The sequence below is a fragment of the Paenibacillus sp. PDC88 genome, assembly GCF_900106725.1.
In the GTDB taxonomy this organism is placed as follows: Bacteria; Bacillota; Bacilli; order Paenibacillales; family Paenibacillaceae; genus Paenibacillus; species Paenibacillus shunpengii.
Genome location: NZ_FNNT01000006.1, coordinates 1 through 25,980, shown reverse-complemented (window position 1 = coordinate 25,980; position 25,980 = coordinate 1). Strand labels below are relative to the sequence as shown.

Below are 25,980 nucleotides of genomic sequence, written 5' to 3'. Positions count from 1 at the left end.
AAGGAGTCCATCATGGGTATTGTGGTAGTGAATCAAACATGGAGTCTTTAGTTGAACGAGATCTCTTGGATGTAAGCATCAAAAAACTTGTTTTTTACACCTTTAATTTTTCTTAAGTCAGTGTTTACTACAATCTTGTCGAAGACAGTATGAATAATTTCTTTTTTCTCTTGATCATCGAAATACGCCCAGCCTTCTGCTAATCCAACCAGTTCTTCAATTCGAGGTATGCCAGAAAAAGCCTTTTGTTCTTGGGCAATCCGTTGGCGAATTTCCTTCTCACGCTCATCCTCTTCAGCCATTCTCTTACGAATTTCCTGCTTCCCAATCAAGCCTTCAACAAACATGTACTGCCACTTTTCCCGACGTTCAGCTACCTTTGAAAGTTCGCGTTTGGCGCTGTCGATTGCACTTTTCTTTTTTCCTTCATCAGCAAATATTTTCATAGCCTCTTCGTTAAGTTTTTCCATATCTTCTTGAATTTGATTAATGTATTGGAACACCAAGTGTTCGATATGTGTCTGACGAAAGATGGGAAGATCGCATGTTTTACTGTGATGACGGTTAGAGCAGATGTAATACTGAGTTCGAACAGTCCCTTTGGTTGTTGTTCTTTTAGTTGTCATCCTTCCGAACATAGCTGCTCCACAACGGCCGCAACGCAGTACGCCACTAAACCAGTATTCACCCACTTTGCTGAATCCGCCTTGAGCTTTCCGTTTCATGAATTTCTTGAGTTCTTCATACTCCTCTTGAGTAAAAATAGGTTCATGTGATCCTTTACCATATACGCACTTTACCCTCTCATCCCGTTTGCTGTTAACATATGTACCGGCAGGGGTCTTTGAACTAATTCTAATGATTCCTGCGTAATATGGGTTCTCTAATGTGTAGGCAACGGTAGCATCAGTCCACTCTCGCCCTCTTCGAAGCTTACCCGAGCGATTCATAATCATAGCCACAGATTTATAACCTTTACCACTCATATACAAATCTCTGACTTCACGAATCAGTGCAGCCTCTTCAGGAATGAGTTGCTCGTCCTGCGTGTATCCATAGGGCACTACGCCACCTGGACGTCGCCCCTCCGCAACCATTTGCTCGACTCCGAAGCGTACACGCTCTGAGATCGTCCCACGCTCCCACTCAGCCATTGCACCGACAAGGGTGATAAAGAACCTCCCCATTGCTGTCGTCGTCTCAAAAATCTCTGTAGCGCTCTTAAACTTCACGCCATAAAGATCAAATGTTTTAAGTAGGGAGTGTAGGTCGCCTACGGAACGAGTAAGGCGGTCGAGTTTGTAAACGAGAACAACATCAAACAGTTTCTTCTCCATATCTTCCAACATACGCTGCATATCTGGGCGTTTTAAGTCTTTTGCTGAATAGCCATCATCAACGTAAAAGTCGTGTATGACCCAATCCTGTGATTCTGCAAAGCTGATTAAACGACTACGTTGCCCCTCAATGCTAAAACCTTCTTCTGCTTGCATGTCTGTTGATACACGAATATAGATAGCAACACGCATTTATACATCGCTTCCTTAAACATTAATGTTTTGTGCATTCCATGCTTCCCATCTATTTTTTGCTAAGTCGAGTGGAACGACAAATTCTTCAGCAATCCAGCGAATACCTTCATCAAGGTAATTGATGTGTGCAATATCGTCATGATTGATCATGTGAAGGGGTACAAGCAGATACTCAGCGAAGTGTGCTGCTTGTATTTCGTGGCGCTGGATATGTAAGTTCGATATTTCTAAGTGGGAGGCTACATGTAGAACATGATGACACAACTCATGGGCTACGGTCTGCCGCCATTCAGGTAGAGATAACTGATCGTTGATATATAAACCGCTCCAACCTATTTTTGTGGGATGGGCGGTACAATGGCTACGGATTGAAGTTGGAAAGACTTCGGCTTTACAAGCATAAGCGATGGCTTCGATGTCAATTTCGTGTGGGTAGTGGATATTGAGATAATTCAAGAGTTTATTCACTTGCTGCTCTAAGTTTAAGTTCATGAAACATCGTCCTTTTTCTTGGTGATTATGGTGTTCTAAGCTTTGAAAACACGTTTAAACGGAACGTATGTTCTGTTTAAACTGTAAAAGAAAAGCCCTAAAGGGCTATAGAATTATTTATCTTTCAAATCCCAAGCGGATTCGTCAGTGTCTCTTTCTGTAGGAGGTACTTTCTTTTTCTTTTTGATTTCTTCATGCCAGTAGCGAATAATTTCTTCCTTTTCTTCGTTTGAAGCCTCTAAAAAACCATCGAAAAAAATTTGTTCAAGCAGAGGGAGTTTTGACGTATTAGTTGGTGCTATCCGAGTGAAATCTGCTTTAGGTGCAGTACCCTTATCTCTCCCCATTAAGTAATCAAGTGATACATCAAAAAGATCAGCTATCAAGAGCAAAGTTTCATGTGAAGGCTCACGTTGCCCTCGCTCGTACATACCAATTGAGCTTTTACTGACTTTTAACTTCTCAGCTAATGCTTCTTGGCTCATTTTATGTTTTTGCCTTAAGCTAGTGAGTCTCTCACCGAAATTTGACATGTACATCACCTATTCATATATTACCACGTTTTGTGATTGTTTATACGAAAACTCACAAAAAGTGTTTACAGGTTACTAAATGTGTTATATTATTGATGTAGATTACAAAACGTGAAAAAAGAGGTGTGTTGAAAATGTCCAAAGAAGTCGGGCAAAAGCTAGTAGAACTTCGAGGAGAAAGAAGAGCTGAACAAGTTGCTAACGACCTCGGAATCCCTGTAAGAACTTTAAAGTCTTATGAGCAAGGGGAAAGAACTCCAAAAGATGATCTGAAAACAAAGATTGCGCATTACTATAATGTTAGCATTGAATGGCTTTTTTTTGATCATTTCGACTACTATAAGTGTCCATTAGTGCACGAATAGTGAATATTACTAGCGGTTTGAAAGGAGACTCCAATGAGCGAGAAGCCAATTTTCTATAACCCTGGTTTATCTGAAAAAGCTTGGAATAAGCTGCACAAAATGCTGGCAGCTTTAAATATCAAATACGCTGCTGAGATTCAAGCTAGCCGAAAAGCAAAACAAGAAAAAGCTATGTAGTGAGTAGAACGATGAAGGAGGTACTCTGATGGGAGCTGCATTTGCAATACAGGTTATGACTGGTAAAGAGAACAATGTTAAAAAGCTGATGGAGTGGGCGTTTGCTCGAAATGAATCCGCTCAAAATTGGATTAAGGCCGTACATACATTTACAACAACTACTCGACGATTGCTCGGTCAGGGAAAGCTTGGAAAAGAGATTAAACGTGCTATTATGCCCGGTTATATTTTTATTGAAATGAATTACTCAGTCGATGAAAATAATTGCTCGGCGCATTTACCTGTCGATGTGTGGCATCTCATCAAGAGTATCCCCGGAGTAATAAAACAATTTACTGGCTCTGGACAAGTTATCGGAGCTGATGAGTTTCAAAAAATGCTCGGGCTGGAACCAGAAGAACAACAAGTTGAGATAGCAGTCCCTGTTGAAGAAACATCGGCATCTAATGAAGTCGATGAAGTTGAGAAAAATATGAAGAATGCTCTGCATGAAGTCAATATGGCCAAGACTAAGGAAGAGCGCGCGCAAGCACTAAAAGCTTTGGATGTTGCTGAACAACAGATGAATGTATTGGTTGAAAAGGTTTATGAAGAGCCGGTTGGAGTAGTAGCGAAGGAACTGAGTGGTATTCAGCAGCTTAAGAATCGTATGGCTGAAAGGGTACGAGCATTTGTAAGAAATAACAAAGAAATTGTGAGTTTTCCAAGAACCTTTTTGGACAAAATTATATACTCTGTTGATCTTCAAAGCAAATGGCTGCAATCACCGCGATCATTGATAACTTTATTGTTTAAATATCTTCGTGAGCCAGGTGTTAGCTGATGGAAGCACCATTACTAGAAATGAGCACAGGCCATGTGGTGTACTTCATCCATCCACGTAACGGTAGTTTGAGTGAGGAGGATACCTTTGGTGTAGCGCGTTGGCAGCCGGAAAACGGCGGTGAACCCTTTGCCATTAAAGGCAATCTTTACGGAGTAAACAAAGGGGAGCGGATTACTGTTCATGGTAAGTGGGAGACTCACCCCAAATATGGACTACAGTTTGCTGTAGATCACTGGGAGCGGCCTTTGCCTAAAACCAAGGACCAGATTATTTCCTTCCTCAGTTCTAAATTCGTCAAAGGGTGCGGAGTGAAAACTGCTGAATTGATCGTTCAAAAGCTCGGTGATCGGGCACTGGAACGAATTATGCATGAGGGTGCCGCTTGTCTAATGGGTATTAAGGGGATTGGCACGAAAAGTGCAGTGAAAATTGCAGATAGCATTAAAAGCAATTTTGAAATTCAGCAGATTATGATGACGCTGTTGCCCTACGGAATTTCTGCGGATACTGTAACGAAAATGTATAAGCAATGGGGGAACGAGTGCGTTGATATTGTGCGGCGCAACCCATATCGACTCACGGAGATTCATCTAATCGGGTTTCTTAAGGCTGATGAGATAGCTATGACAATAGGCATTAGTATGGACTCACCGTATCGCTTAAATGCAGCGTTACAGCATGTTCTTAACGAGACGTGCTATAAGGGTGGTCATTGCTTTGTCTTTGAACACGAACTAATTGATCGGACTAAAGAGCTTTTACGAGGCGTTTCAGAACAGGATATTGAAACAGAGCTTCAGTTAATGGCAGCTCACGAACAAGTAATATGGGAAGAAGATAAGATTTATCCGAAGCACCTGTATATCTATGAAAATAAACTTGCCCATAAGCTGGCTTGCATGGCAACCCGGAGTGGCGGAGCTATGTCTTTTTTAGAACCGATGATTCGCGAGTATCAGCTGCAACACGGAATTGTACTGGCTGAAAAGCAACGTGAGGCAGTTCGAGAACTGTTCAGGCAACAATTGTTGATCATTACCGGCAATCCAGGCACAGGTAAAACCACTGTGGTAAAGGCCATGATTGACATCTATAAAAAGCACTATCCAGAAGCAACCATTGGGCTATGTGCGCCTACAGGCCGTGCGGCTCGTAAACTTGGAGAGCTAACAGGCATGGACTCTTCCACTATTCATATGATGCTTGGATTCCGTCTTGGTGCTGAGCCGGAGTATGGCGAGAATATGCCTCTGCCCTTTGATCTGATATTTATTGACGAAGTGTCAATGAAGGATTTGCAGCTTGCATATAACTTGTTTCAAGCCATCGGGCCAAATACAAAAGTGGTTCTTATAGGAGACAGCGACCAACTTCCATCTGTGGGACCTGGAAATGTGCTGCATGACATGATCGCTGCTTGTATTCCTCATGTACGTCTAACAGAAATCTTTCGTCAAGCCCAAGAAAGCCAAATTATAATGAACGCTCATCGTATAAATCATGGTGAGCAGGTCGTCATTGATAAAACCAAAGATGATTTCTTTTTCATCGAGCAGCCCGAGCCGGAACGAATTGCTCATCTGGTCGTACTTAGTGTGCTAAGATTCTTGGACAAGGGGTATAGGTTGGAAGACATTCTTGTGCTTTCACCGATGAAAAAAGGGGTTATTGGTACGGAAGAATTAAATAATGCACTCCAAGCGGTGGTGAATCCACCGGCATTAGATAAAGCCGAGATAAAGACCGCTGGGCGCATCTATCGTCAAGGAGATAAGGTTATCCAGACTAAGAATGATTATGATAAACAGGTATTAAACGGTGATATAGGGACGGTAATTGGTACGATATCCATCAAAAATGAAAGTGGTGAGTTGACGGATGAAATAGGGCTTGCTTGTGATTTTCACGGGAAAGTAGTGGTCTATAGTAAGCACGAACTAAAGGACTTGCTCTTGGCCTATGCCATTACCATACACAAGGCTCAAGGTGGACAAGCCCCTGTAGTTATTATGCCTGTCTCTACCAGCCATTACGTTATGTTGGCTCGAAATCTGATCTATACTGGCCTGACGAGAGCAGAGAGGGTTTGTGTCATGATAGGGACTCGCAAGGCACTTAGTATGGCTATAAGCAACAACAAGATGGTGCAGCGTAATACGGCGCTAAGGGAGAAGATTGAGAGTAATTTGCAGAGTATTCCTACAGGGCAGAGGAAGGTATATGGATAAGATTGGGGCGTTAAAGCAGACACTTCAACAGGCAGAATTGAAGGCGAAAAGGCGAACTGAGATTGATCTAGGTAAGGTCAATGACGAAGAAGCCAAAGCTAATGAACAAGGGTTCATGATTGTACGCAAAAGGCAGAGAGCAGTAAATCAAACAAGGTTCTCTCAAACCATTGATGAAAATATAGCTTATCTATGTCAGATTCAATATTTAACCAGTGCTGAGTTTAGCTTTATCTTTACGCTTGCCCCAATGCTCAAAATGAACGTTAATGCTATTGTCGATCCTACATCCGGGCAATATTGTTCCGTGTCGGAGATTGCAACATATCTGAAGCGAAGTCGGCAAAAGACAAGTGAAATGATATCTGCATTAATTGAAAAAGGGATTATGTATGAATTCGCCAATGTTCATGAACTAAAAATTTACGGACGTCATGTCACTCGGCGTCCGTTTTTCTTGAATCCAGAGATTATATGCTGTGGGGATAAAAATAGGCTTCAAAGTGGGATTGTCCAACTGATGATTCATTACAACATCTTGGAAAGGTCTGGAGTGAAACTGCCGATCAAAGCCATTGTTGAACCACATAGTCAGTATGGAAAGTTGGTTAAGAGAAAGAAGTTTTTGGAAGTTGTAAAAAAGCAGAAGGGAAAATAATACAGTTCAAAAAAATACAGGTTTTTTGCGAGCAGGGGGTGTCACCAAAAGGGGACACATGTGTCACGAAAAGGTGACACCCAAAAATGCCGAAAAATGCTTATGTATCAAGGGTTTCATGATTTTAGCGAGTGGTCTTCTTTCTTAATCTATATATAATACAGTGACCATGGAATTCAGGAGGAGATGAAATGATTGAGGATAACAAAAAACGTGCGTATTCAATTTAGCTTTGGTGAAGATGATGAAGATACAGAAGATACATACGATATTGATCTTCAAATTTCATGGGAAGCATCAAACCCAACAGAAACAGAGATTAAAACGTCGTTGGATGAAGTAGTACGAAAATGGATCAGAGAAAATGTGAGTTATACATGGGAAGAGGTTGAAGTTGAGGAGGATGATCCTTAAAACTCAGGGCATGCGCGTGCGCACCATGAACAGTCTTTGAAGCACCGGCTGTGGTGGGTGTCACTTTGGCGAATGGGCTGAGGGGCACTGGAGGGAGGAACAGGGAGCGCTAAGCAGGCATGATGGCGTCAAGCAGACATGGAGCAATCCCATCCCTAGCCCTGTCAGCCCCATATCTCAAAGCCTGTTATTGCACTAAAGACACAAATAGCGAAAGGAAGTGAGATAAATGACAACGCATGAACTAAAAATCCATCCGAAATATTTTAGCGCTGTGGTAACTGGAATAAAAACATTCGAGGTACGCAAAAAAGATCAGGATTATAAAGTTGGAGATGTCCTTTTACTCAAGGAGTTTGATCCTGTTACCAACAAGTACACCGGAGGTTACGTTGGTCGGGAAGTGACTTACATTTTCGACGAGCAACCATTTGTACCAGAAGGGTATGTAATCATGGCGATTGAGCCGGCTTAATGCACATTCCGAAATTTAATGCAACGCAATAGATAGCCTTTGACTGCTTATCAGGTCAGAGGCTTTTTGTATTTTATAGAGAGTGAGACAACTCTTAAAAAGTAAAAACGGAGGAATTCGATATGTCTGAAAATGTATTTAAAGTATCTTCAAAATCTTCGGTAAACGCACTAGCTGGTGCTGTGGCTGGCTTTATCCGCGATGGAAAGGTGAAGCTGGAGTTACAAGCCGTTGGTGCAGCAGCTGTCAACCAGGCGCTTAAAGCTGTAGCTGTAGCTAGGGGGTATGTATCATCCCAAGGTATCAACTTGACTTGTATACCTGCTTTTGTGGATGTCGTGATCGAGGGGGAACAGAGAACAGCTATGAAACTGATTGTCGAGTCTGAGAGCCATTGATCAATGACAAACTTTCTGGAAAGTGGAAAGGGGCGGGAAGGATGTACTTTGCTAACGAACAACACAAAATTAATTTTCAACGTATTGCAGCGAAATTTCCTGACGTAAAAAAGGCAAGAGATTATTACGCTGCTTGTTACATCGGAGCATATCCTGAGATTTACAAATGCTTTGTTTTAGAGAAGCAAGTACATGGTCCGTTTGACTGGTATTTTGATTATTTAAGTGATCCGGGTGACTTTGCCGAGCGCAGAGATCGCGGAGAAACAACTGGTGATACTGCCCCGCTTACCGGACAAACTAGATGCTTGTTGGAGCTTGGTTTGAATCTTTGGAATGGTCGTGATTTTGACTTGTCCGTGGGTTTACGTTCTTGGGATAGAGAGCTATACCTCGTGGCACTACAGGCCATAGATTTGCGCCGCTCTTCTCCAATATTGTCATTAACTCAATAATTAGCCTGGAGGAATCGTTCATATGAGCACATTAACAAAGCCTGAACGAATTCGTAGTAGAGAAAACATCCAGAACATACGTGAAGAATCTGGACATAGTTGTGAGTACATCGACCTTGCTACTGGAGAACGTTGTAGTCATCCAGCAGAAGGTGAACCTCATCATATTCGTACTCGTGGGGCTGGCGGGGATGATCGAAGGGAAAATCTAATTCATTTGTGTGGTTGGCATCATAGACTGTTTCATGATGGCAATTTGGACAGAAATGAATTAATAGCTGTCGTTGCCAAGCGTGAAGGGCTAACACCAGAGGAAGTGGCGGATATTTTGAAACTGAGCTATCAGTCTCCTCCAGCCCAGCCAGCCCCTCAGCCCAAGGTTGAGGAACTGCTGCAAGCGTATATCCAGATTGATGAACAAGAGCAAGAAACAAGGTTCGTTAAAGGGCAGTTGCTGGACGCAATGTTGGCTGCCGGAGCCAAGCAAAAATTCCTGTCATCTCAGATTGGAATCAGCCCGGCGCAAATTCGGGAGCTGGTGCATGTGTACCGTACATTCCCGACACCAGAATCTCGTATCCCTTCGCTCAGTTGGTATCACCACCGAGTAGCCAGTCATTCAAACCAACCTGCTGTGCTATTGGCCAAAGCTAATGATGAATCTCTGAGTACGAGGGATTTAAGAAAGGTCATTTTGGAGCAGGAGGGGGATGGTGAGATTGTTAAACAAGAGGAAGATCAGGAACAGAAGAAGGCTCAGCGGTTATTGGCATCTGTACAAAAGATGCTGGCTACCGGAGGCGAGGCCGCCAAGTGGCTTGAAAATGAATTAAAGCAGTTGCTTAAGGAGGAGCAAAATTGATTTTAGAAAATGTGCTAAATATGCTTGATCATAATCATGCTAGGCGAGTCAGTAAACTTTCAATGTCATTAGCGCGTCAGTTGGGACTAAGTGAGCATGAGATTCATCTGATAGGTCAGGGAGCCTTGTATCATGACATTGGTAAAATAGCTATTCCAACGTACTTACTGCAATCGAAAGAAAAGTTTAATGAAGAGGAATATAGGTTGATGCAACGGCATGTAGAGTACGGATTATCCATTCTATCTGTACATACAGGCGAAGAGATTGAAGTGGCGAGGGAGATTATTGCCTCACATCATGAACGTTGGGACGGACAAGGATATCCGCGTGGTCTTATGAGTGAAGCCATTCCACTGTATGGTCGCATTGTTGCTGTATGTGATGTGTTTGACGCTCTATGTTCTGATCGACCGTACAAGGCAGCGTGGCCTGTAGGAAAAGCGTTGGACTATATTAAAGATCAAAGTGGTGAGGTATTCGATCCAAGAGTGGTCGAAGCATTCTTGCAGATGATGGCAGAGGGTGTTGCGGTATGAATGGGGCTTCTCATCTAGTTGGCGGAGTGACCGCCGCAATGGTGCTTGGCATCCACTCTCCAGCCCAGCTTGCCGTTGTAGCAGTATCATCCTTATTGCCGGATATAGATCGTCAGAACAGCTTATTAGGGCGTTGTATTCCTGTTTTACCGAGTGTCTTAGAGGCTACTTTTGGTAAGAGAACATTGACACACAGCATCATTTTTGGGCTTTGCGTATGGTTATTGCTTAGCATTCATTCAAGCTGGCAATGGCCTTTTTTAATTGGTTATGTATCCCATCTGTTGTTGGATGTCATTACAGGTAGAGTTGCTTTACTGTGGCCGATTCCATGGAAATTCGGCATACCGCTCTTTGGTATACCTCCGGTATTTGTGGAGACAGCAGCAATGGCAGCTTGGGGAGCATGGATGGTACTTGGCGGCTATAATTATTTCTATATCACTTAATCAACCAACATTGAGGCTCCTGCATATTGCAGGAGCTTTTTTGCTTTTATCGAGAACATATGAAAGGAGGAAACCAAGATGTTTGCAGGTTGGATTAGCAAAAAGTATGGTATTGCGTGGTCGGTAAGTGAGTTCCGGAAAGACAAACGAGTAGGAGTATGCAAATAGGGAGGTCATTCACTTGAAAAGGTTAAAGCAGATTTTAGTTGTTATGATGGCAGGTTTGTTGTTTATGTTCAGTGCTGTCCCTCTTCAGAATTCTGTACATGCACAGAGCATCAAGGAGAGAATTCAAGGCAGCCAAGGTAGCGAAGTATCTAATTTGGAGAAAAAGGTAGATGAATCAACCACTGCTGGTGTTGATATGGCGCGGCGCATTTTTGTGACACTCACAATTATCTTTGGGCTGTGGCTTGCTATCAGCTATTTCCGGGCAGGTTTTTCCCCGGACACTTTAAGAGAGACGAAAGGGAAAATTGTGTTTTTCCTTGCTTTCTTAGTTTTGTCGTTTTGGACAGAAGATATCTTGGGCGCGGTCTTCAAATTATTTGGTATAGACCTATCCAAACTGTGAGGAATTGGCTATGTGGGGACAATATCATCCGATACCGTACAAAAGCGCGATCAAAGAAAAGTTCATTACAATCTTTGGCATTGGCCTTAGTCTCAGTCAAGCGGCATGGTGGACAGTTGGAGGGTATTTGTCTGTTCAAATGTCCAAGGTGGTTCCGCGCATTGGGACAGACTGGTTCTATTCAAGGCTCCACTATTCTATACCGTTCTTATTCTGCATGTATCTTTGCTATTTCAAACATACCGGGACTAACCTCCCGGTATGGAAGTATTACTATCTGATGCTTCGGCTGAGATTGCGGAGAAGGAGATATTTGTACAAGAAAGGAGGAGCATGATATGGTCCTGATGCTCATTTTAGCTTTAGCGGCAGCGGTGTTCTATTTTATGAACTATCAAAAAAAAGAGAAACCACTTACCGTTCAGGAACTAATCGGAGCGAAAAATTCCAAAATCACATGGGATGGGCTTGTTCAAAACGGCAATAAATATCGCTTAGTAGTTGAAGTCGAACCTATTAATCTGGATAATGCCTCAATTGAGGAAAACAAAGCAGTTTGGCTTAACTTTCTTGGCCTCATTAACACGATCTCATTACCGGTTACATTCATCACGCAATCCCAACTGTTTGAGATGAAGGATTATACGGATGCCTACGGACAATCAGTTCAAGAGCTTCCTGATGAATATCCTGACCTGAAGAAATCGGGAGAATTGGTAAGACAATATTTGATAGAGAGTTTGGATCAAGGCACGATCAGGAATTATCACGGATATATTATTTTTGAATACGACCCTTTGAAGGCAGAGACAGGTGTGGCAGGGGCAGGGAGAATGAATGCGATTTTGGACAAAGCCGCTCCTAAGAAAAATAACTTATCAGAAGAAGAGCAATCTGATCTGGCATTGCAAGTATTAGAAGAGGTAGAGAACATCTTATATGGCTTCTGTGAACAAGTAGGAATGCGATATCAGCGTCTGGATAAGGCGGGAATATGGAACTATACCTACCAAACCTTACAACGTGAGCTGGCTCCACAAGCGCGGATGATTGATGCAATACGATCAGATTCATTCAAAAGATTAAAGCACTCTTTAACACAGGAAGAGTTGCAAAATGCGTAAAGGAACCTGGTCAGATGCAGTAAAAAGGGTCAGGAAGAATGAAATTGATCAAGTTTCAAGTAGGCCCGGAGTTGTCCTTGTGGGAGTGTAAGATTTTCACTGAGCTATTTAGGCGGTCAGCTTGTGCGTACATGTAAAGTTTGTGGAGATAAATTAGCGGTGTAAGAAGGTGGAATGGAAGTGTTCAATTTTTTAAAAAGGAATAAAAAAGGTGAGGGGATGGGAAATGAAACCCAGGCTCATCTTGATACCGGGAAAGCTAGTGGAGCTGACTTCGCTGCCCCTTCATTTATTCGAGAAACAATTCCGAAAGATATAAGCGCTAACCAAATTAAGCTTGATGACTATGCGGTAGAAGTCGGTGGAACAATTACACCAACTCGATATTTCCGTAGTTTTTATGCTGAGATTTCTTCGGGCAATACCTGGGCAGGGATGCTGGATTCCTTAATTCGAGCAGATCATGGTAATGGGGATGTGGACTTAGCGATCCATGTTCAGCCGTCATCAAATGATCGAGAACTGGATGAGATCGGCAGACGGATAGCAGGATTGTTATCAGATTTGGCTGATGAAAAAGATGTTCGTAAGATTGATGCCATGAGAGACGAAATTGCAGACTTGAAAGAACGACAAAAACGCATTCGATTGAATGTTGAACGAAGTTTTCGAGTGTCTATTCAGGTCATCGTCAGCGCCCCTGAATGGAAAGAACTCATGAAACTGTGTCGCTCACTTGTTCAGCGCTTTGCTGGGAAGTCGATCTATCTCCGATCAGCCGATGGTCAACAACTTGCGGCGTTGCAATCCGTATTACCTACTGCCGAAACTACGGCAGTTCAAAAAGAGCACATTCTATCATTGGAAAGCTCTAACGTGGCTGATCTTTTTCCATGGGGTGGAGGTAGCTTAAATCATCGTAGTGGTGTTGTAATTGGTAAAGATAGGATGGGCCGCCCGGTGTGGCTGGACAACTGGCATCCAGAACTAGCGAATTATAATATGTGCATCATTGGACGTTCAGGTGCCGGGAAAACGTTTGTGACCATGTTAGTTACACATCGTTCCTCACATCTAAGAAGGCAAATTGGAATTATTGATTGGAAGGGAGAGTACGGCGACTTTCTTCGTGCTTTGGGCTGCCCATTTATTGAACTCCACGAGCATTCTAAGCATCGTATCAATCCATATGATGTTGACATTACAGAACTTGCAGACGGAACAAGATTTGTTGATATCGAAGAAGCGGCGAATTCTGTGCAGGCACTAGTCTTTAAAATGATTTCTGTTTATGACCGAAGTGTATTAACCGGCGAAGTGAAAGTATTTATTGGTCGAGCTATAAGACAGCAGTATGCGGAGTACGAGATAACTACAGATCCTGAGAGCTTATATACGACAGATCAAACAATGCAAGGTCAAGGCATTTTCAGGACTGGTAAGGTAAGAAAAGCAATGCCTGAATTGATTGGGTTATGGGAGAAAATGAATGCCCATAAAAGTGAAGCGATCCGAAAAGCAAGTGAGTTGCTGCAGCCATTTACCCGAAAAGGTGAAATGAGTTCATATTCGATATTTGATGGTCCTTCTACAGTAGAGTTGAAGAATGCGCCAATCTTTGGTTTTGCTATCAATCGGCTTGATCCGGAGATCATGCGTCCAATTGGTTTGTTTGTTACAGAGCGTTGGATGATGGAACGCTGGGCGAAGAAACATCCAGAGGTTAAGAAACTCCTTATTATTGAGGAATGCCAGAATATATTTCTTGACGAAGATTTTGGAGCTGTTTGGGCAGAAAGTGCGTTTCGTGAAGGACGCGCCACTAATACAGGGATTGTTCCTGTTACTCAGGGGTTGGAGGTGTTTACTCGCTCTCAAGCTGGAATGGCTGCCATTAAAAACAGCCCGATTAAGATTATCGGCATTCAGGAGGCGCTGGATATTGATGCTGTGCGCGGAAAACTAGCGTTAACTGAAGGAGAAGCCGACTTCCTTGTTTATCAAGCTCGCAAGGGAGATATGCTCGTCAAAGTTGATAATCAATCGGCTATCGTACATGTAGATGCATCCCCATATGAGCATATGTTGTTTACCACAGACCCGAACGATCCGTTATACGCGGAGCGTAAACGATATATCAAGGAAAGAACTAGGGCTGAGGGAACAGCATAGGAAGGGAGGGAATAAGCTTGCGCCGCATTACGATCATTTCGTGTTTATTTCTAATGCTGGTTCACAGTTTTGCCCTTGCAACTCCTGCCTTTGCAGCCGAAGAAAAGGGTATTATAGGTAAGCAAGTCGAGGAATATTATTCGGACGAGGATAACAAGCCGGGATTGATGGAGCGAACCCTTTCTGATGTCCTCATTGGAGCGGCTAATTTTTTGATAAAAAAATTTAATATGAAAGATGTAACTTTGCTGGTATTCGGCAAAAATCCCGAAACATCCAATGATGGGTTCTTGCAGGGGGGTACGGAAGACCTTCGATCAAGTTTATACCTTGGAGTATTTTCCGAGGGAATGATGGATGCGATAGACGCGATCTATACTGCTTTGGAACGTTTTATACCGTATCCTATTTTTATTGCTCTTATACTGATGGCTTTTTTACTTCTCTGGCACGGATACACTGGAGAAGGCAGAACAAAGGCCAAAGATTATGCAACAGCCTTTGTTGTTGGACTAATATCTTTAAGATTTGGTGTGTATTTGTGGAAGTTCGTTGCTACGATTGTTAGCTGGTTTACGGATTTAATCTGGGCGGTTATGGTCGATTACGGACTTCAGCCAGGACTCTTCCTCAATACGATTTGGGGGACAGGTGAAGCTGGGTATGATGATATGGTTAGCTATCGGGGATTTATCGTTTCCATTTTGGTTCTGCTGGCTGCGCTTATGACAGCAAAACTAAACTATGACTATACCATGCGATCTATTAATCTAATGATCCTACTAGTAACGTTTGTTGCATGCTGTATGTTGACCTTGTTTCCTCGTTATCGCAACGCTTTGCAAACATGGTGGGATCAATTTGTTGCCAATATGATATTGCCCGTTGCCCATGCTTTGGCATTAGGGCTATTTTTTTTCTTGCTCTATTTTAGTAGCGATGGTGTATCTAATTGGGTGATTGTGGCGTATTTATTTGGCTTTTCCTCCATACAAAATCTTGTTAAACGTCTCTTGGGAACAGAGCAACCAGATACCAAAATGGGTCGAGCATTAGGTTTTGGTACGTTACTTGCAATGGGTAAAATGTTTTCTGGAAAGAAATCGGGAAAAGCACAGTCGGCTGGTGGCGGCTCATCTGAATTGATGGGCGATACGTCTTCTGGTGATGTTACGTCCGCTGGTACAGCAGGAGCTGTTTCTAGCGGCTCATCATCTAGGGTAATGTCTGGTGCAAAGCCGAGTTTCAGAAATAGGGCGACGAATATAAGTAAGAAGGCTGCTGGATTTGCTCTAAATCAAGGAGCAAAAGGCGTTGGGGCCGCTTTAGGAGCCACAGTTGGATTAATGGCAGGTAAGCCATTAGAAGGAGCATTTGTTGGCGGGGCTGTTGGAGGAGGAATTGGAAAAGGTGCTCAGTTGGTGGGAAAAGGCGGCATGTGGTTAGGCAAGAAAACATACTCCGGTGCACAGAAGGTCGCAGATTGGGTTAACAGCGGTAGAGAGGAAGCTATAGAGGAACCGCAGCCGTATGAAGAAAAGCCAATGCAACGTTTAACGAACGTTGTGACTGAACAGCCTTTCAGACCAAAAGCAACAGGTGGAGGTGTTATCAATGAGGGTGTATCTATAAATGGTGGGAAGTTTGATGGGGATAATACTGACAAAGGAACAAAGACACAGGGTAAGTCGAACTTTGCTGAGACTGAGCCGACTCGTGCTCGTGGATCCGGAAGTGCTTCTGGAAATGTTGCCGTAAACCGGGGTGTTAGAACCAACGGTGAAAATTTTAAAGGTAACATTATTTCAGATGGTGGAGAAGTCACAGGAGGGGTCATGGATGCCAATAAAATCAAGAATGCGAATGGTGAAACTGTAAATTCATCTTCAAGAGAAAATATTCCGTCTCCAAAATCAGGGCCTGATAAGTCTCCATCAACTGGAGGTAAGCACTATAATTATTATGTTTAGGGGGAAAGAATGGATATTGAAAAAATACTAAAGCAAGGAGGACGAGTACTCCTTAACAAAGCATTAAAGCCGATATTGAAAGCTATCCTTCCTTATGTACTGGCTATTGGAGGGATTGCACTACTGCTGTTTTTGCTCTATTTTATGATCTTTGAGCTTCCGAAGCAGTCAGTGATAGGGACGTTCGATACAATCAAGGATCGTACATCTGGTTTTTTCTATGGTACCAAAGAAGACTCAGATGAACAGTTGTTTGATGAGTATCAGGCTATTGCTGACCGCTGGCATGAAGAGTTAACAGCAGAGCAAGAATCTCAAGTCCAAACCTATGCATTGAATTGGCAGTGGCTGGCTCAGGTGGATCGTTCACTCAACGATCCATCTTTTTTTAACGCATTTTTAGATGAAAACGTCAAGGAAGTAGTGCTGAAACCAGAGGAGACTTTTAAAGAAGTACGCCCCAAGTTCACATGGAAAAGTTCTGAGATTGTTACGGTGAAAGAGGTTTGTCTTCGAAATGAAGATGAGGATGGTGAGGTTACGTACGAAAAGTCAACAGTGACTGAACGTCAGCCCGTTCTTCTTCTGAAAAAGGCAGAGACGATTCAAAATGATTATGTCTATACTTATGATTCAGAAACAACAACTGAAACTTCCCCATCTCCATGCGGTGATCTGACGACAACTGTAACCCAAGACAAATTACAACGGATTGAACCGATGTACAGTGAAGATTGGGAGCCATTAAGAGAAATCCTTAATGCTCATGGTGCCAAGAGAGTAGAAGATCAGGATTTTCTTCTGGAATACTGGCTTTCATATCTTTCAGATGGTGACGGGGAAGGTGATTCCTTAATTGGATTTAATCCAGTTGGAGGAGAATTAGTTTGGCCGACAGAGGGGAGCAAGATTACATCCACTTTTGGCAGCCGAGTCCATCCAATTACGGGAATTATTAAACTGCATGCAGGCGTGGATATTGGGGTTCCAATAGGCACACCTGTGTATGCTGCGAAGTCGGGAAAAGTGATCTTTGCGGATTACATGGGGAATGCAGGTAATGCAATCATGATTCAGCATGATGGTATAGAAACAAGGTATTATCATCTTGATAAAATTAAGGTGGAATCGGGTCAAGAGGTTGAAGCAGGGGAAGAAATTGCTGAATCAGGGAATACTGGCGGTTCAACAGGCCCGCATTTACACTTTGAAGTGCGCGTAAATGGAGAGCCTGTGAATCCGCTGGTTTATTTCGGTTACGATGAATCATCCGATATATTGACTTACCGCCCTTTGGATATTCCTGTATTACTTGAATGGTTAGGCAAACGAAATTCGATGTTGGCTACAAAAGAGATATTAACCATGATTGACGATGCGGCAAAAGCTCAAGGAGTTGATCCTTATTTGCTAATTGCCATAACTGGAGCAGAACAATCCTTTGTTCCAAAAAGCAATAAGTATGCGGATAAGATAGTGAAGAATCCATGGAATGTCTTTGGAAGCTGGCAAGAGGGGAGGGGGGCTGAATTAACAACCAAGGATGCCGCTATAATTGCGGCTAAGACGATAGTAAAGCTTTCTAAGGGAAAGCCCAGTACAGTTAGTCCTATTGCTTGGTTAAGTGATCCTGAAAATCCAAACGGGGTATATGCAACAGGAACAAATTGGGTTAAAAACGTAACTAGTATTTATGAACAATTATCTCAATTAGGGGATTGACGGGTGTCCAAAGTCGAGATACAATAGTATTGCCCTTAGCGAAGCTATGGACTTTTAATTGTAAAAATATACCAAAACAACAACCTCTATTTTAGGGGTTGTTTTTGTTATGCCATAAAAGGGAGGATGTACATTGATTTCAAAAATTCAGGTGATAGTATTCACAGTTCTTATACTAGTTAGTTTTGTCCCCTTTACTGCCCATGCAGCTTCTAGTGAAGCATCTTCAATAACTCAGGAGATTGTAGAAGGGTCTAAGGGATTTAATCCCGAGGAAGTAGGAAGCCGCTTAAACAAGAAAGGAGAAGAACTTTTCGAAGCAGCACGATCGGGAAGTAACTTTTATATCTATCTTGCACTAGCTGTTTTTCTCATTTTACTTATCGGCGGGTTGTTCTATAAGAAGTTACTTTCAATTGCTTTTCTACTCTTGTTTCTATCGATTATTGGATATCTGATCATCAATTTCTGGCCTCAGATATTTGATACGGTTGTGTCTATATTAGATTGGCTGTTCGATAAGGGAGGAAGTAACGTTGAAGCTGCACTTGGTATTTGATTTATCAATACTGACTCCGCTCGCTGGAGCCTTGGAAAAACAGGGACACTCAATTACTGGTACGGATGTAACGCTTGAGCAGTTTGCAGTTGCTGCATCAGCAGGGCAGGTGGATGCAGAGATTGCGATTGTTGACGGTAGTCTGGGGGTTATACGTAGACAGGATTGCGTAACCCATCTTAAAGAGGTGCGCATGCGCGTACCCGATATGCGGCTAATTGTCATCTTGCCTGAATTAGATAGCGAGTGGCAACGGAGTTTAGGAATGTATGGTATATATGATGTTTATGCCGCTGAACAATTCGGGATAGAGGATGTACAAAGATGGATTCAAACGAAAAAAACATTGGCTGATATTCCTGGCTTTAATCCTGAATTACCTTCTCAAAAGAAAGTTGAGAGGAAAGTTGGGTTCTCTTTAGAGAAGAATAAGGGAAAGGTCCAGACGCTGTTGTCTGACTGGACAAGGGGATTTAAACGGGCTGAAAAAAATACTGTACCGGTAAATGATGAAAGTAAAGAGAGAGAAGCCCGGGAGTTAACAGATCATGTAGAGAGTCCTGTGACTATAGAAGAAAAACAGGAATATGTAAACGTGGATAAGCAGAAGAAAACCGATTCTCAACCGGAGAAACTGCCGATCCATGTATCCCAGCCCTACATCGTTGCAGTTGGGGGACTGGCACGTAGGAGTGGGAATACACACACAGCCCTCCAGATTGCCTATGAGACAGCGAGTAAGGGATTGAAAACGGCTTTTGTTGAATATAGGAATAAGCCCAGACCATCAGACATCGTGAGTTTTGCTACAGATTTTGACGGTTTAAAGTTCAAGCGACACGGTATTGATTTCTTCCCTAATCGTTCACCATTTGATGTAGCTGAAGTTTATACGCTCGAGTATGACTCAGTTATTCTTGACCTTGGCGTATTGGTGGATGAGAACGAAGGAAGATTAAAAATGAATTCGGCTGCTCAAGAATTTTTGCGTTGCCCATATCAACTCATTACGCTCTCAGCTGCACCATGGGATTTGCACTATATCGTCCAACATCTGAACGAACTCTCTGTTCTCTTGAGAAAATCATCATTCATCATTAACTATGCCGATGAAGATATGATCAAGGAATTTAGAGAGATGTTCCCTGCTATAACCTCTATTATGAATCCTCTAAAGGCTAATCCATTTACGGATGCAGGGGAACTTGCTTATTGGCTGGAGCAGCCCAAGGCAAAAAGAAAACGATGGTTTGTACATTGAACTACTCCACCTTAATTTCTTACGAAATTTGAAGATGGAGATTCCTAAGAACACCTTCGTAACCGAAAGTTTTTTATTAGGCTATCCCCGCAGTTCCTGCGGTTAGAAGTCTTATGGCTTCATTTTTAAGATTCCTACTTGCGTTAATATCCCTGTCGTGATGTGTACCACATTCTTTGCATTCCCACTCACGCAATGCGAGATTCTTAACGTCTTTGTTGCGGTAGCCACAACTAGAACATAGTTGACTGGAAGGGAAGGTTTTCGCAACTGTTATAACCTGTTTTCCGTACCATTTTGCCTTGTATTCAAGCATGGTGCGAAACTCTGACCAACTTACTTCACTAATAGCTTTTGCTAATTTGTAGTTCTTTAACAGATTGGATACTTGCAAATCTTCAATCCCGATGACATCGTGGTTTTTGATGATTTCGGTAGAGATTTTATGCAGGTAATCCTTTCTTGCGTTCGTCATTTTTTCATGTAACCTTGCAACCTTGATTCGTTGTTTATGCCAATTCGAAGAACCTTTTTTTCGTCTTGACAGTATACGTTGTGCTTTTGCTAATTTTTTCTCCAATGTACGGAAGAATTTAGGATTCTTATATACTGTTTCGTCTGACAAGATCGCAAAGTCTTTTAACCCAACATCAATACCAATAGCAGAATCTGTTTTTGGTAATGGATTCACTTCTGTTTCGACAAGAATGGATACTGAGTATTTGCCACTTGGATGACGTCTAACTGTAACGTTAAGAATTCGACCTTCAAGTTCGCGACTTTTTGCAAAACGAACAAGACCCAGTTTCGGTAATTTGATTTTGTTACCAACAATGGCGATATTATTGTTTGTGTGCTTTGTCGTGTAAGATTGTACCTTATTCTTCTTAGACTTGAAACGTGGTGCTTTATTCTGTTTCTTGAAGAAACGAGAAAACGAATCAGCGAGGTTTTTGAGTGAGGATTGAATCGCAATGCTATCGACTTCTTTTAACCATGCGAATTCTTTCTTGAGGTGGGTAAGTCTGGCGGAACAAGCATGGTAGGTTAAGCCTTTGCCGTTTTCTTTGTATGCTTGATTCCACTTGTCCAAAAAATAATTAAACACAAATCGACTGCAACCAATCGTTTTGGCAATTAGAATTTCTTGTTCTTTATTCGGATAGATGCGAAACTTATATGCTTTATTGACTAGCATGATACTCACCTCTTTTCACAGGAACATTTGTTTCTATTATAGTATACATTCATGTGAAAGTATCCCCATTATTTGAAAAATACTAGTTAGATTGTTGAGGGTTATCCCTTGTCCGAAGGCGATTCATCTCCACCCTGCTTCGCTGAGGATGGAGTCTTCTCGCCTAAATACAATAAAGTAAGCCTCTACTCTATTTTTGAGTGGAGGCTTTTTTTATTTAAGAATGAGGGGAACATCTAATCCCCGTGATTTTTATTCGGAAAGGAGACACGAAATGCTTAGATGGAAGAAAGAAAAAGAACCACCGCGCTCACCGACAGGCGTTATGGTTGCACTATGGAACCCAGCGGGTACAGATTCTTCACTTCTCTTAGAGAAGCTGTTGAATCTGGTAAAAAAACGGGAAGAAACGGCCGTGGTTGTTGAGTTTCCATGTTTGGGTTTGCCGCGCGTGGCTTACCGCATGGGGGTGTCGGAGCTGGAGCATGCACAGTCGGTGGATCAGTTGCTGATTGACTATGATAGGGGGATGTTACAGGGGATTCACCAGTATTTACATCACTTTGATGGGTTTGATGGATTACTGATTCAGCCCAAGAGCAAGCCTGACAGCCCTACGCTGATTAAGCTACAGCAAGAAAAGACGCTGAGTGAATTGCCCGCGTATTTGAAAGTCCATTTGTCTGGATATCACTACGTCTTTACGGTCCTGCAGGGGCAACTGATTCATCCAATGACCTTTTTCTCGTTGAGCCTTTTGCATAATTTTGTTTCGGAGTTAAAGTCATAGCGGATCTTTGCTCGACAGCAGGTATTTTTGCCATTTGGAATTTTATGGTTTTCCAAATGGGCAGACCTGCAGAATTTTGGGAAACGCTCGTTTTTTAAGCGACCGCTTTTGTTGAACGAGCTGCCGTAAGTGCAGATACAAGCAGGACGATGGCGTTCAGATACAGGTGAGTTGTGACTTTCTGAATCCCGCGGACATGCAAGGCATCTGCCGTCAAGTAGCTTTTCAGCCGCGCGTTGCAACGCTCGACGCTGGTTCGCTCATCGTAAAGTTCCTTCCAACGCTTTGTATCCCGATGAGGGATGCTGTATCGCCGGAGATCATCCTTCGCATTTACTTTGACGACCATTCCATAGTTTGAAGACGAGCAGGCAGCCATGCCAAGCGGACAGTCGACTTTACCCGTGGCATGCGGGCAGCGAAATTTATGCATATCGCCGTCAACTCCCCAGTATGTCATCGCATAACCCATGGAACAGCACGGTGTTCCGTTCGAGGTCATGCCAGCAGGCGGTTCCTTCTCCCCCCGAAGATTAAGGGGAATGATGGCTTGTGCCTTGACGTTGCGGGCGGCCTCATAAACTTTCATTTGGTCGTAGCCCGCATCGAGTATGAAAAATCGTGTGCTCGTCCTGGACGCTGTTTTCTCGATCAGGCCCGGCGCCATTTCTCCATCATTGACATGCGCCGGCGTTACTTCCAAGGCGATCGGCAATTCACTTTTCGTATCGACCGCCAGATGAATTTTGTAACCAAACCATGTGATTTTATTGCCGAAGGAATCAATTTTTGCGCCCCAGTTCGCATTACCCGTTTGCTCGCTTTTGCGTTTGGGCTGCTTTTTCTCGTAAGCGCGGAGAGCGGCGCTGTCTATGGCGACGTTACTGCCTTCTATGATACCTTCCTGCTGACAGCGTGTGACCAAATCCTCAAAAAGCCGTTTTGCCAAGTCCTTTCTCGTCAGTTCTGAGAAAACTCGGCTTAATGTGGATATGGAAGGAGCTTCTCGATCCAGCGGAAGACCACACTGATAACGAAACCGGAGATCCGTATCCAAACGCTTATGCAACCCTGAAAAGGTACTTATTCCTTCAAGCGGCGCAGCCAAGAGTGCTCGTAGAATACCTTGTCTGCAGTATCCCTCAGCGCCTCGGGGTGAACGGCTTCTCAGTTCCTTGGCATACGGTCTCAGATCAAGAGAACTGAAGAAGATCGGCAATCTCTCCTTGGGTTGAATTTTTAAAAGTTCTTCGAAGGAAAACAGACATTCTTGGAGAATATACAAAGTGACTTCCTCCATCCTTGAGGTTTTTGGGTTTGGTCACTTGAAAACTTCTCCAAGTTGGGGTGAAGTCCCTTTTTTATGTCCGAAAATCCTTACGGCTCAAGGCCTCAGATTACTGCAAAACGCTTAAACAAATCGTTCTGCTAACATAAAGCTAAAAAAGCAAAGGATTTGTGCGAATAACATGTCTTCCCCAACATTGGAAACCAGGGCTTATCAGGAACTGCGCCGGCGAATCATTGCCGCCGAATATTTGCCGGGGACGCTGCTGTCGGAGAACGATCTGGCCGAGCAGCTGGAAATGAGCCGGACGCCGATCAGGGCTGCCATTTCATTGCTCGTGACGGAAGGATTCGTGGAATCGTACCGCGGGCGGGGGGTTCTGGTGAAGGAAATTACGTTCCGCGAATATGCGGAAATGCTTGAAATGCTGATTTCCATGCAGCTATACGCCATCAATACGGCGGAGCGGCGCGGGTTGGCGTTTGACCTGCCGGAGCTGAACAAACATCTGGAGCGTCAAATCCAGGCCAAGGAGAACCATGACATTCCGGCCTATTACGAGAGTTTTCTTCAGTTCGGCGAAACGATCATCCGAACGCTGCACAACCAGCATATGCTTGGCGTGCTGGAACAGATTAGAGGCAAGTTTTTGTTCAAAATGATTTCATACCGCAAACAGTACCCTCAATATAAACCCCACAAATCGCTGGAGTCGAACTGCAAAGCGTATGAGGCGCTTGTAAAGGGAGATCTGGATGCCGCCAAGGCGGCGGTGTTGGAAATTTACACGGTGACTTACGAAACCTTGATCATGAACGGAATTATATAATTCTCGGTAAGCGGGCTTCCCTCAGTGGGGCTCGTTTTTTTGCGCCCCAATAATAATTTACAAAAGTACTTGAATAGGTTAACACACAACTTACATACAACCTGCATACTTATTTGTGTAATCAGCTTTCACTCGAAAGGAGAGCGTGCTTGAAAATGACGACACCATTGGATCGCAAGCGCAACGAAATGTTTATAGACGAAAGCCGGATCGCGACGGACAAACGTCCATGGTTCGGACGGCTGCCCGAGGATTTGACCGGCAATTTCTCCTTCGCGGTCATGGGCGACCGCTGCGGCATGATGACGGCCGGGGTGTTCGAGCAAGGTCTTCAACTGCTGAGGGATTTGCGGCCGGACTTCGTGTTGTTTGTCGGCGATCTGGTGGAAGGCTACTGGAAAGACGCGGCGAAAGCCCGCGAAGAATGGGAGTACATCGACGCGCAAATCGCGGCAGCCGGCCTGCCTTTCTTCCAGACGGTCGGCAATCACGATTATGGGACGCAGGCGATGGTCGACGTGTGGCGCGAGCGCAAAGGGATGGACTATTACGCTTTCCGCGTCGGAGACATGCTGTTCATAACCTTAAATACGGAAGACCCGTTCGAGGAGATGCCGGATGAATTTATCGACCTCGTCAAGCGGGCAACGGAGAAGGTTCATCACGACCCCGAGCGTACGTCGGAATATATGAAAGAGTTCTACAGCGGCTTGACGCCGGACCAGATGGAAGGGATGACGAAAGTCGGCATCGGAATCAGCGAGCAGCAGATGGCATTTGTCGAAAAGGTGCTGGCGGACCATGCGGATGCAAAACATACGTTCATCAGCATGCACAAGCCGGGCTGGAAGTCGGACAGCGGCGAATTTGCCCGGATCGAAGCGTTGCTGGGCGAGCGGCCCTACACCGTGTTTGCCGGACATTTCCATTCGCTCGAGTTTTCGCGGCAGAACAACCGCACATATATTCAATTGGGCCGTACCGGAGCTGCGGCGCATGGAACTACGAGAGGGGACGATAACCTGATCTTGTGGGCTACCGTGCGCGAGGGCGAAATCTCTTACCGTGTCGTTCATTTGGATGGCGTAACCGACGTAGCGGCTTACCCGCCGCATGCCCATGGACACGAGGAGGCGTGACATATATGGAGCCGATTTATTTTGCCCATCTGACGGATATTCACATTAACGCCCCGGCGAAAAACAATCCCTTGTTCGGGATCGACACGACCGCCAAACTGCGCAAAGTGTTCGAGGATATCCGCGGGTTGAAAACGAAGCCGTCGTTCATTCTGATCAGCGGCGACTTGACGCAGGACGGCGATTTGGAGGATTACCGCCATCTGAAAGCGCTGATCGATGAAGAATCCGCAAAGGCGGGCATTCCGGTGCATGTCGGTCTCGGCAACCACGACTTCCGCGCGCCGTTCCGCGAAGGATATTTGGAAGAAGCGCCGTCGGAAGAATCGTATTATTACAGCTTCGTCGATCGCGGACTGCGGATCGTGATGCTGAATACGCAAGTTCCCGGCACGCACGACGGACGTCTGGATGAGGTTCAGCTTGCCTGGCTCGAAGCCACGTTGAACGAACCGGCGGAGCAAGGCAGCATCGTCGTGCTGCACCACCCGGTAACGGCAACGCCGACCGAACTGATGGACAGCCACCTGCTGCAAAATCCGCAAGATCTGGCGGAAGCCATATCCGGCCGCGGCGTCATCGGGCTGTTGTCCGGGCACATTCATTTTCACAATATCGGCAGCCTGAACGGCATTCCAAGCTGCGCCGCGACCGGAGTCGCTTTCGGGCTCGACCCGACGGCCCGGCATAGCATGGATTTTCTCGATAACAGCGGCTACAACCTCGTTACGGTCAAGAACGGGCAAATCGCCGTCCAACCGCGTTATTTGCCGGGGGAACACCGGCTGGTGTACGAATACGATCCGCAGAAGCTTACCGCTCACAAGTAACAAACCTCAAAGATAAAACACCGCTCAAAAGTCCAGCGGTATGATGTCAAGTCCTAGATTCGAGTAAATTGGAAATTTTCTATGTGAAAAGTGCTTTGAGTCTAGAAAAATGACAATATCA

At 44.0% G+C, this 25,980-nt stretch carries 29 protein-coding genes; 24 read left to right on the top strand and 5 right to left on the bottom strand.

Annotated elements, in window-relative coordinates; genetic code table 11:
- Positions 1 to 47: 47 nt before the first annotated feature.
- The 3 genes from BLW49_RS18025 to BLW49_RS18015 all read right to left on the bottom strand — a co-directional run bounded on the left by BLW49_RS18025 (position 48) and on the right by BLW49_RS18015 (position 2,557).
- The gene (locus BLW49_RS18025; protein WP_090725977.1) at positions 48 to 1,529 is read right to left on the bottom strand and encodes a recombinase family protein; all 1,482 of its coding nucleotides are present in this window, start codon (positions 1,527 to 1,529) and stop codon (positions 48 to 50) included.
- Positions 1,530 to 1,544: 15 nt separating this feature from the next.
- Positions 1,545 to 2,024, bottom strand: a complete 480-nt coding sequence (locus BLW49_RS18020) for an ImmA/IrrE family metallo-endopeptidase (protein ID WP_090725975.1) — start codon at positions 2,022 to 2,024, stop codon at positions 1,545 to 1,547.
- 113 nt (positions 2,025 to 2,137) lie between these two features.
- Positions 2,138 to 2,557 (bottom strand): helix-turn-helix domain-containing protein, encoded by a 420-nt coding sequence (locus BLW49_RS18015; protein WP_177178785.1) that lies wholly within the window; start codon positions 2,555 to 2,557, stop codon positions 2,138 to 2,140.
- Positions 2,558 to 2,691: 134 nt separating this feature from the next.
- On the opposite strand from BLW49_RS18015, the gene BLW49_RS18010 reads away from it, so the two are divergent.
- From BLW49_RS18010 to BLW49_RS17920, 20 genes are all read left to right on the top strand, one after another.
- Entirely contained in the window at positions 2,692 to 2,922 is a 231-nt protein-coding gene (locus tag BLW49_RS18010; protein WP_090725971.1) for a helix-turn-helix transcriptional regulator, read from the top strand.
- Positions 2,923 to 2,955: 33 nt separating this feature from the next.
- Positions 2,956 to 3,099 (top strand): hypothetical protein, encoded by a 144-nt coding sequence (locus tag BLW49_RS28845; RefSeq protein ID WP_177178784.1) that lies wholly within the window; start codon positions 2,956 to 2,958, stop codon positions 3,097 to 3,099.
- A 28-nt stretch (positions 3,100 to 3,127) separates the two neighbouring features.
- The gene (locus tag BLW49_RS18005) at positions 3,128 to 3,922 is read left to right on the top strand and encodes a transcription termination/antitermination NusG family protein (protein ID WP_090725968.1); all 795 of its coding nucleotides are present in this window, start codon (positions 3,128 to 3,130) and stop codon (positions 3,920 to 3,922) included.
- Positions 3,922 to 6,153: an SF1B family DNA helicase RecD2 gene (locus BLW49_RS18000; RefSeq protein ID WP_090725966.1), complete on the top strand. Its 2,232-nt coding sequence runs from the start codon at positions 3,922 to 3,924 to the stop codon at positions 6,151 to 6,153. The genes BLW49_RS18005 and BLW49_RS18000 overlap by 1 nt, the downstream gene beginning before the upstream one ends.
- Positions 6,146 to 6,811 carry a hypothetical protein gene (locus tag BLW49_RS17995; RefSeq protein ID WP_090725964.1) on the top strand — a complete coding sequence of 222 codons (666 nt, stop codon included), beginning with the start codon at positions 6,146 to 6,148 and terminating at the stop codon, positions 6,809 to 6,811. Before BLW49_RS18000 ends, BLW49_RS17995 begins: the two co-directional genes overlap by 8 nt.
- A 195-nt stretch (positions 6,812 to 7,006) precedes the next feature.
- On the top strand, positions 7,007 to 7,225 hold the full coding sequence (locus BLW49_RS17990; RefSeq protein WP_090725962.1) for a hypothetical protein: 219 nt from the start codon (positions 7,007 to 7,009) through the stop codon (positions 7,223 to 7,225).
- Positions 7,226 to 7,454: 229 nt separating this feature from the next.
- Entirely contained in the window at positions 7,455 to 7,700 is a 246-nt protein-coding gene (locus tag BLW49_RS17985; RefSeq protein ID WP_036714832.1) for a DUF3850 domain-containing protein, read from the top strand.
- A 122-nt stretch (positions 7,701 to 7,822) separates the two neighbouring features.
- A complete protein-coding gene (locus tag BLW49_RS17980) occupies positions 7,823 to 8,098 on the top strand; it encodes a stage V sporulation protein S (protein WP_036714833.1) in 276 nt (91 codons plus the stop codon).
- Positions 8,099 to 8,139: 41 nt separating this feature from the next.
- Entirely contained in the window at positions 8,140 to 8,553 is a 414-nt protein-coding gene (locus tag BLW49_RS17975) for a hypothetical protein (RefSeq protein WP_090725961.1), read from the top strand.
- A gap of 22 nt (positions 8,554 to 8,575) precedes the next feature.
- Positions 8,576 to 9,415 (top strand): HNH endonuclease, encoded by an 840-nt coding sequence (locus tag BLW49_RS17970; protein WP_090725959.1) that lies wholly within the window; start codon positions 8,576 to 8,578, stop codon positions 9,413 to 9,415.
- 20 nt (positions 9,416 to 9,435) lie between these two features.
- Positions 9,436 to 9,954 (top strand): HD-GYP domain-containing protein, encoded by a 519-nt coding sequence (locus BLW49_RS17965; RefSeq protein WP_256209839.1) that lies wholly within the window; start codon positions 9,436 to 9,438, stop codon positions 9,952 to 9,954.
- Positions 9,951 to 10,403, top strand: a complete 453-nt coding sequence (locus BLW49_RS17960) for a metal-dependent hydrolase (RefSeq protein ID WP_090725955.1) — start codon at positions 9,951 to 9,953, stop codon at positions 10,401 to 10,403. Before BLW49_RS17965 ends, BLW49_RS17960 begins: the two co-directional genes overlap by 4 nt.
- 181 nt (positions 10,404 to 10,584) lie before the next feature.
- On the top strand, positions 10,585 to 10,977 hold the full coding sequence (locus tag BLW49_RS17955; RefSeq protein WP_036714838.1) for a hypothetical protein: 393 nt from the start codon (positions 10,585 to 10,587) through the stop codon (positions 10,975 to 10,977).
- Positions 10,978 to 10,987: 10 nt separating this feature from the next.
- Complete coding sequence (locus BLW49_RS17950; RefSeq protein ID WP_036714839.1) at positions 10,988 to 11,314, top strand: hypothetical protein; 327 nt, start codon at positions 10,988 to 10,990, stop codon at positions 11,312 to 11,314.
- Position 11,315: 1 nt separating this feature from the next.
- Positions 11,316 to 12,101: a hypothetical protein gene (locus BLW49_RS17945; RefSeq protein ID WP_090725953.1), complete on the top strand. Its 786-nt coding sequence runs from the start codon at positions 11,316 to 11,318 to the stop codon at positions 12,099 to 12,101.
- 174 nt (positions 12,102 to 12,275) lie between these two features.
- Positions 12,276 to 14,273, top strand: coding sequence for a VirB4 family type IV secretion system protein (locus BLW49_RS17940; protein ID WP_090725951.1), 1,998 nt, complete (start codon positions 12,276 to 12,278; stop codon positions 14,271 to 14,273).
- Between the two features lie 17 nt (positions 14,274 to 14,290).
- Positions 14,291 to 16,243: a hypothetical protein gene (locus BLW49_RS17935; protein ID WP_090725949.1), complete on the top strand. Its 1,953-nt coding sequence runs from the start codon at positions 14,291 to 14,293 to the stop codon at positions 16,241 to 16,243.
- 9 nt (positions 16,244 to 16,252) lie between these two features.
- Positions 16,253 to 17,965 carry a M23 family metallopeptidase gene (locus tag BLW49_RS17930; protein WP_050769774.1) on the top strand — a complete coding sequence of 571 codons (1,713 nt, stop codon included), beginning with the start codon at positions 16,253 to 16,255 and terminating at the stop codon, positions 17,963 to 17,965.
- A gap of 133 nt (positions 17,966 to 18,098) precedes the next feature.
- Positions 18,099 to 18,524, top strand: a complete 426-nt coding sequence (locus tag BLW49_RS17925; protein ID WP_090725947.1) for a hypothetical protein — start codon at positions 18,099 to 18,101, stop codon at positions 18,522 to 18,524.
- Positions 18,502 to 19,785, top strand: a complete 1,284-nt coding sequence (locus tag BLW49_RS17920) for a hypothetical protein (protein WP_090725945.1) — start codon at positions 18,502 to 18,504, stop codon at positions 19,783 to 19,785. Before BLW49_RS17925 ends, BLW49_RS17920 begins: the two co-directional genes overlap by 23 nt.
- Positions 19,786 to 19,861: 76 nt before the next feature.
- Here BLW49_RS17920 and tnpB read toward each other — a convergent pair whose 3' ends face one another.
- Positions 19,862 to 20,983 carry an IS200/IS605 family element RNA-guided endonuclease TnpB gene (tnpB, locus tag BLW49_RS17915; protein ID WP_090725943.1) on the bottom strand — a complete coding sequence of 374 codons (1,122 nt, stop codon included), beginning with the start codon at positions 20,981 to 20,983 and terminating at the stop codon, positions 19,862 to 19,864.
- A 274-nt stretch (positions 20,984 to 21,257) separates the two neighbouring features.
- Here tnpB and BLW49_RS17910 point away from each other — a divergent pair, with 274 nt between their 5' ends.
- Positions 21,258 to 21,773 (top strand): hypothetical protein, encoded by a 516-nt coding sequence (locus BLW49_RS17910; protein WP_090725941.1) that lies wholly within the window; start codon positions 21,258 to 21,260, stop codon positions 21,771 to 21,773.
- 94 nt (positions 21,774 to 21,867) lie between these two features.
- On the opposite strand, the gene BLW49_RS17905 is transcribed toward BLW49_RS17910, so the two are convergent.
- Positions 21,868 to 23,058: a transposase gene (locus tag BLW49_RS17905; protein ID WP_090725939.1), complete on the bottom strand. Its 1,191-nt coding sequence runs from the start codon at positions 23,056 to 23,058 to the stop codon at positions 21,868 to 21,870.
- A 184-nt stretch (positions 23,059 to 23,242) separates the two neighbouring features.
- On the opposite strand from BLW49_RS17905, the gene BLW49_RS17900 reads away from it, so the two are divergent.
- The 3 genes from BLW49_RS17900 to BLW49_RS17890 all read left to right on the top strand — a co-directional run bounded on the left by BLW49_RS17900 (position 23,243) and on the right by BLW49_RS17890 (position 25,859).
- Positions 23,243 to 23,890 carry a GntR family transcriptional regulator gene (locus BLW49_RS17900; RefSeq protein ID WP_090725937.1) on the top strand — a complete coding sequence of 216 codons (648 nt, stop codon included), beginning with the start codon at positions 23,243 to 23,245 and terminating at the stop codon, positions 23,888 to 23,890.
- Positions 23,891 to 24,045: 155 nt separating this feature from the next.
- A complete protein-coding gene (locus BLW49_RS17895) occupies positions 24,046 to 25,029 on the top strand; it encodes a metallophosphoesterase family protein (RefSeq protein ID WP_090725935.1) in 984 nt (327 codons plus the stop codon).
- A gap of 5 nt (positions 25,030 to 25,034) precedes the next feature.
- Positions 25,035 to 25,859, top strand: coding sequence for a metallophosphoesterase family protein (locus tag BLW49_RS17890; RefSeq protein WP_090725933.1), 825 nt, complete (start codon positions 25,035 to 25,037; stop codon positions 25,857 to 25,859).
- Positions 25,860 to 25,980: the final 121 nt, after the last annotated feature.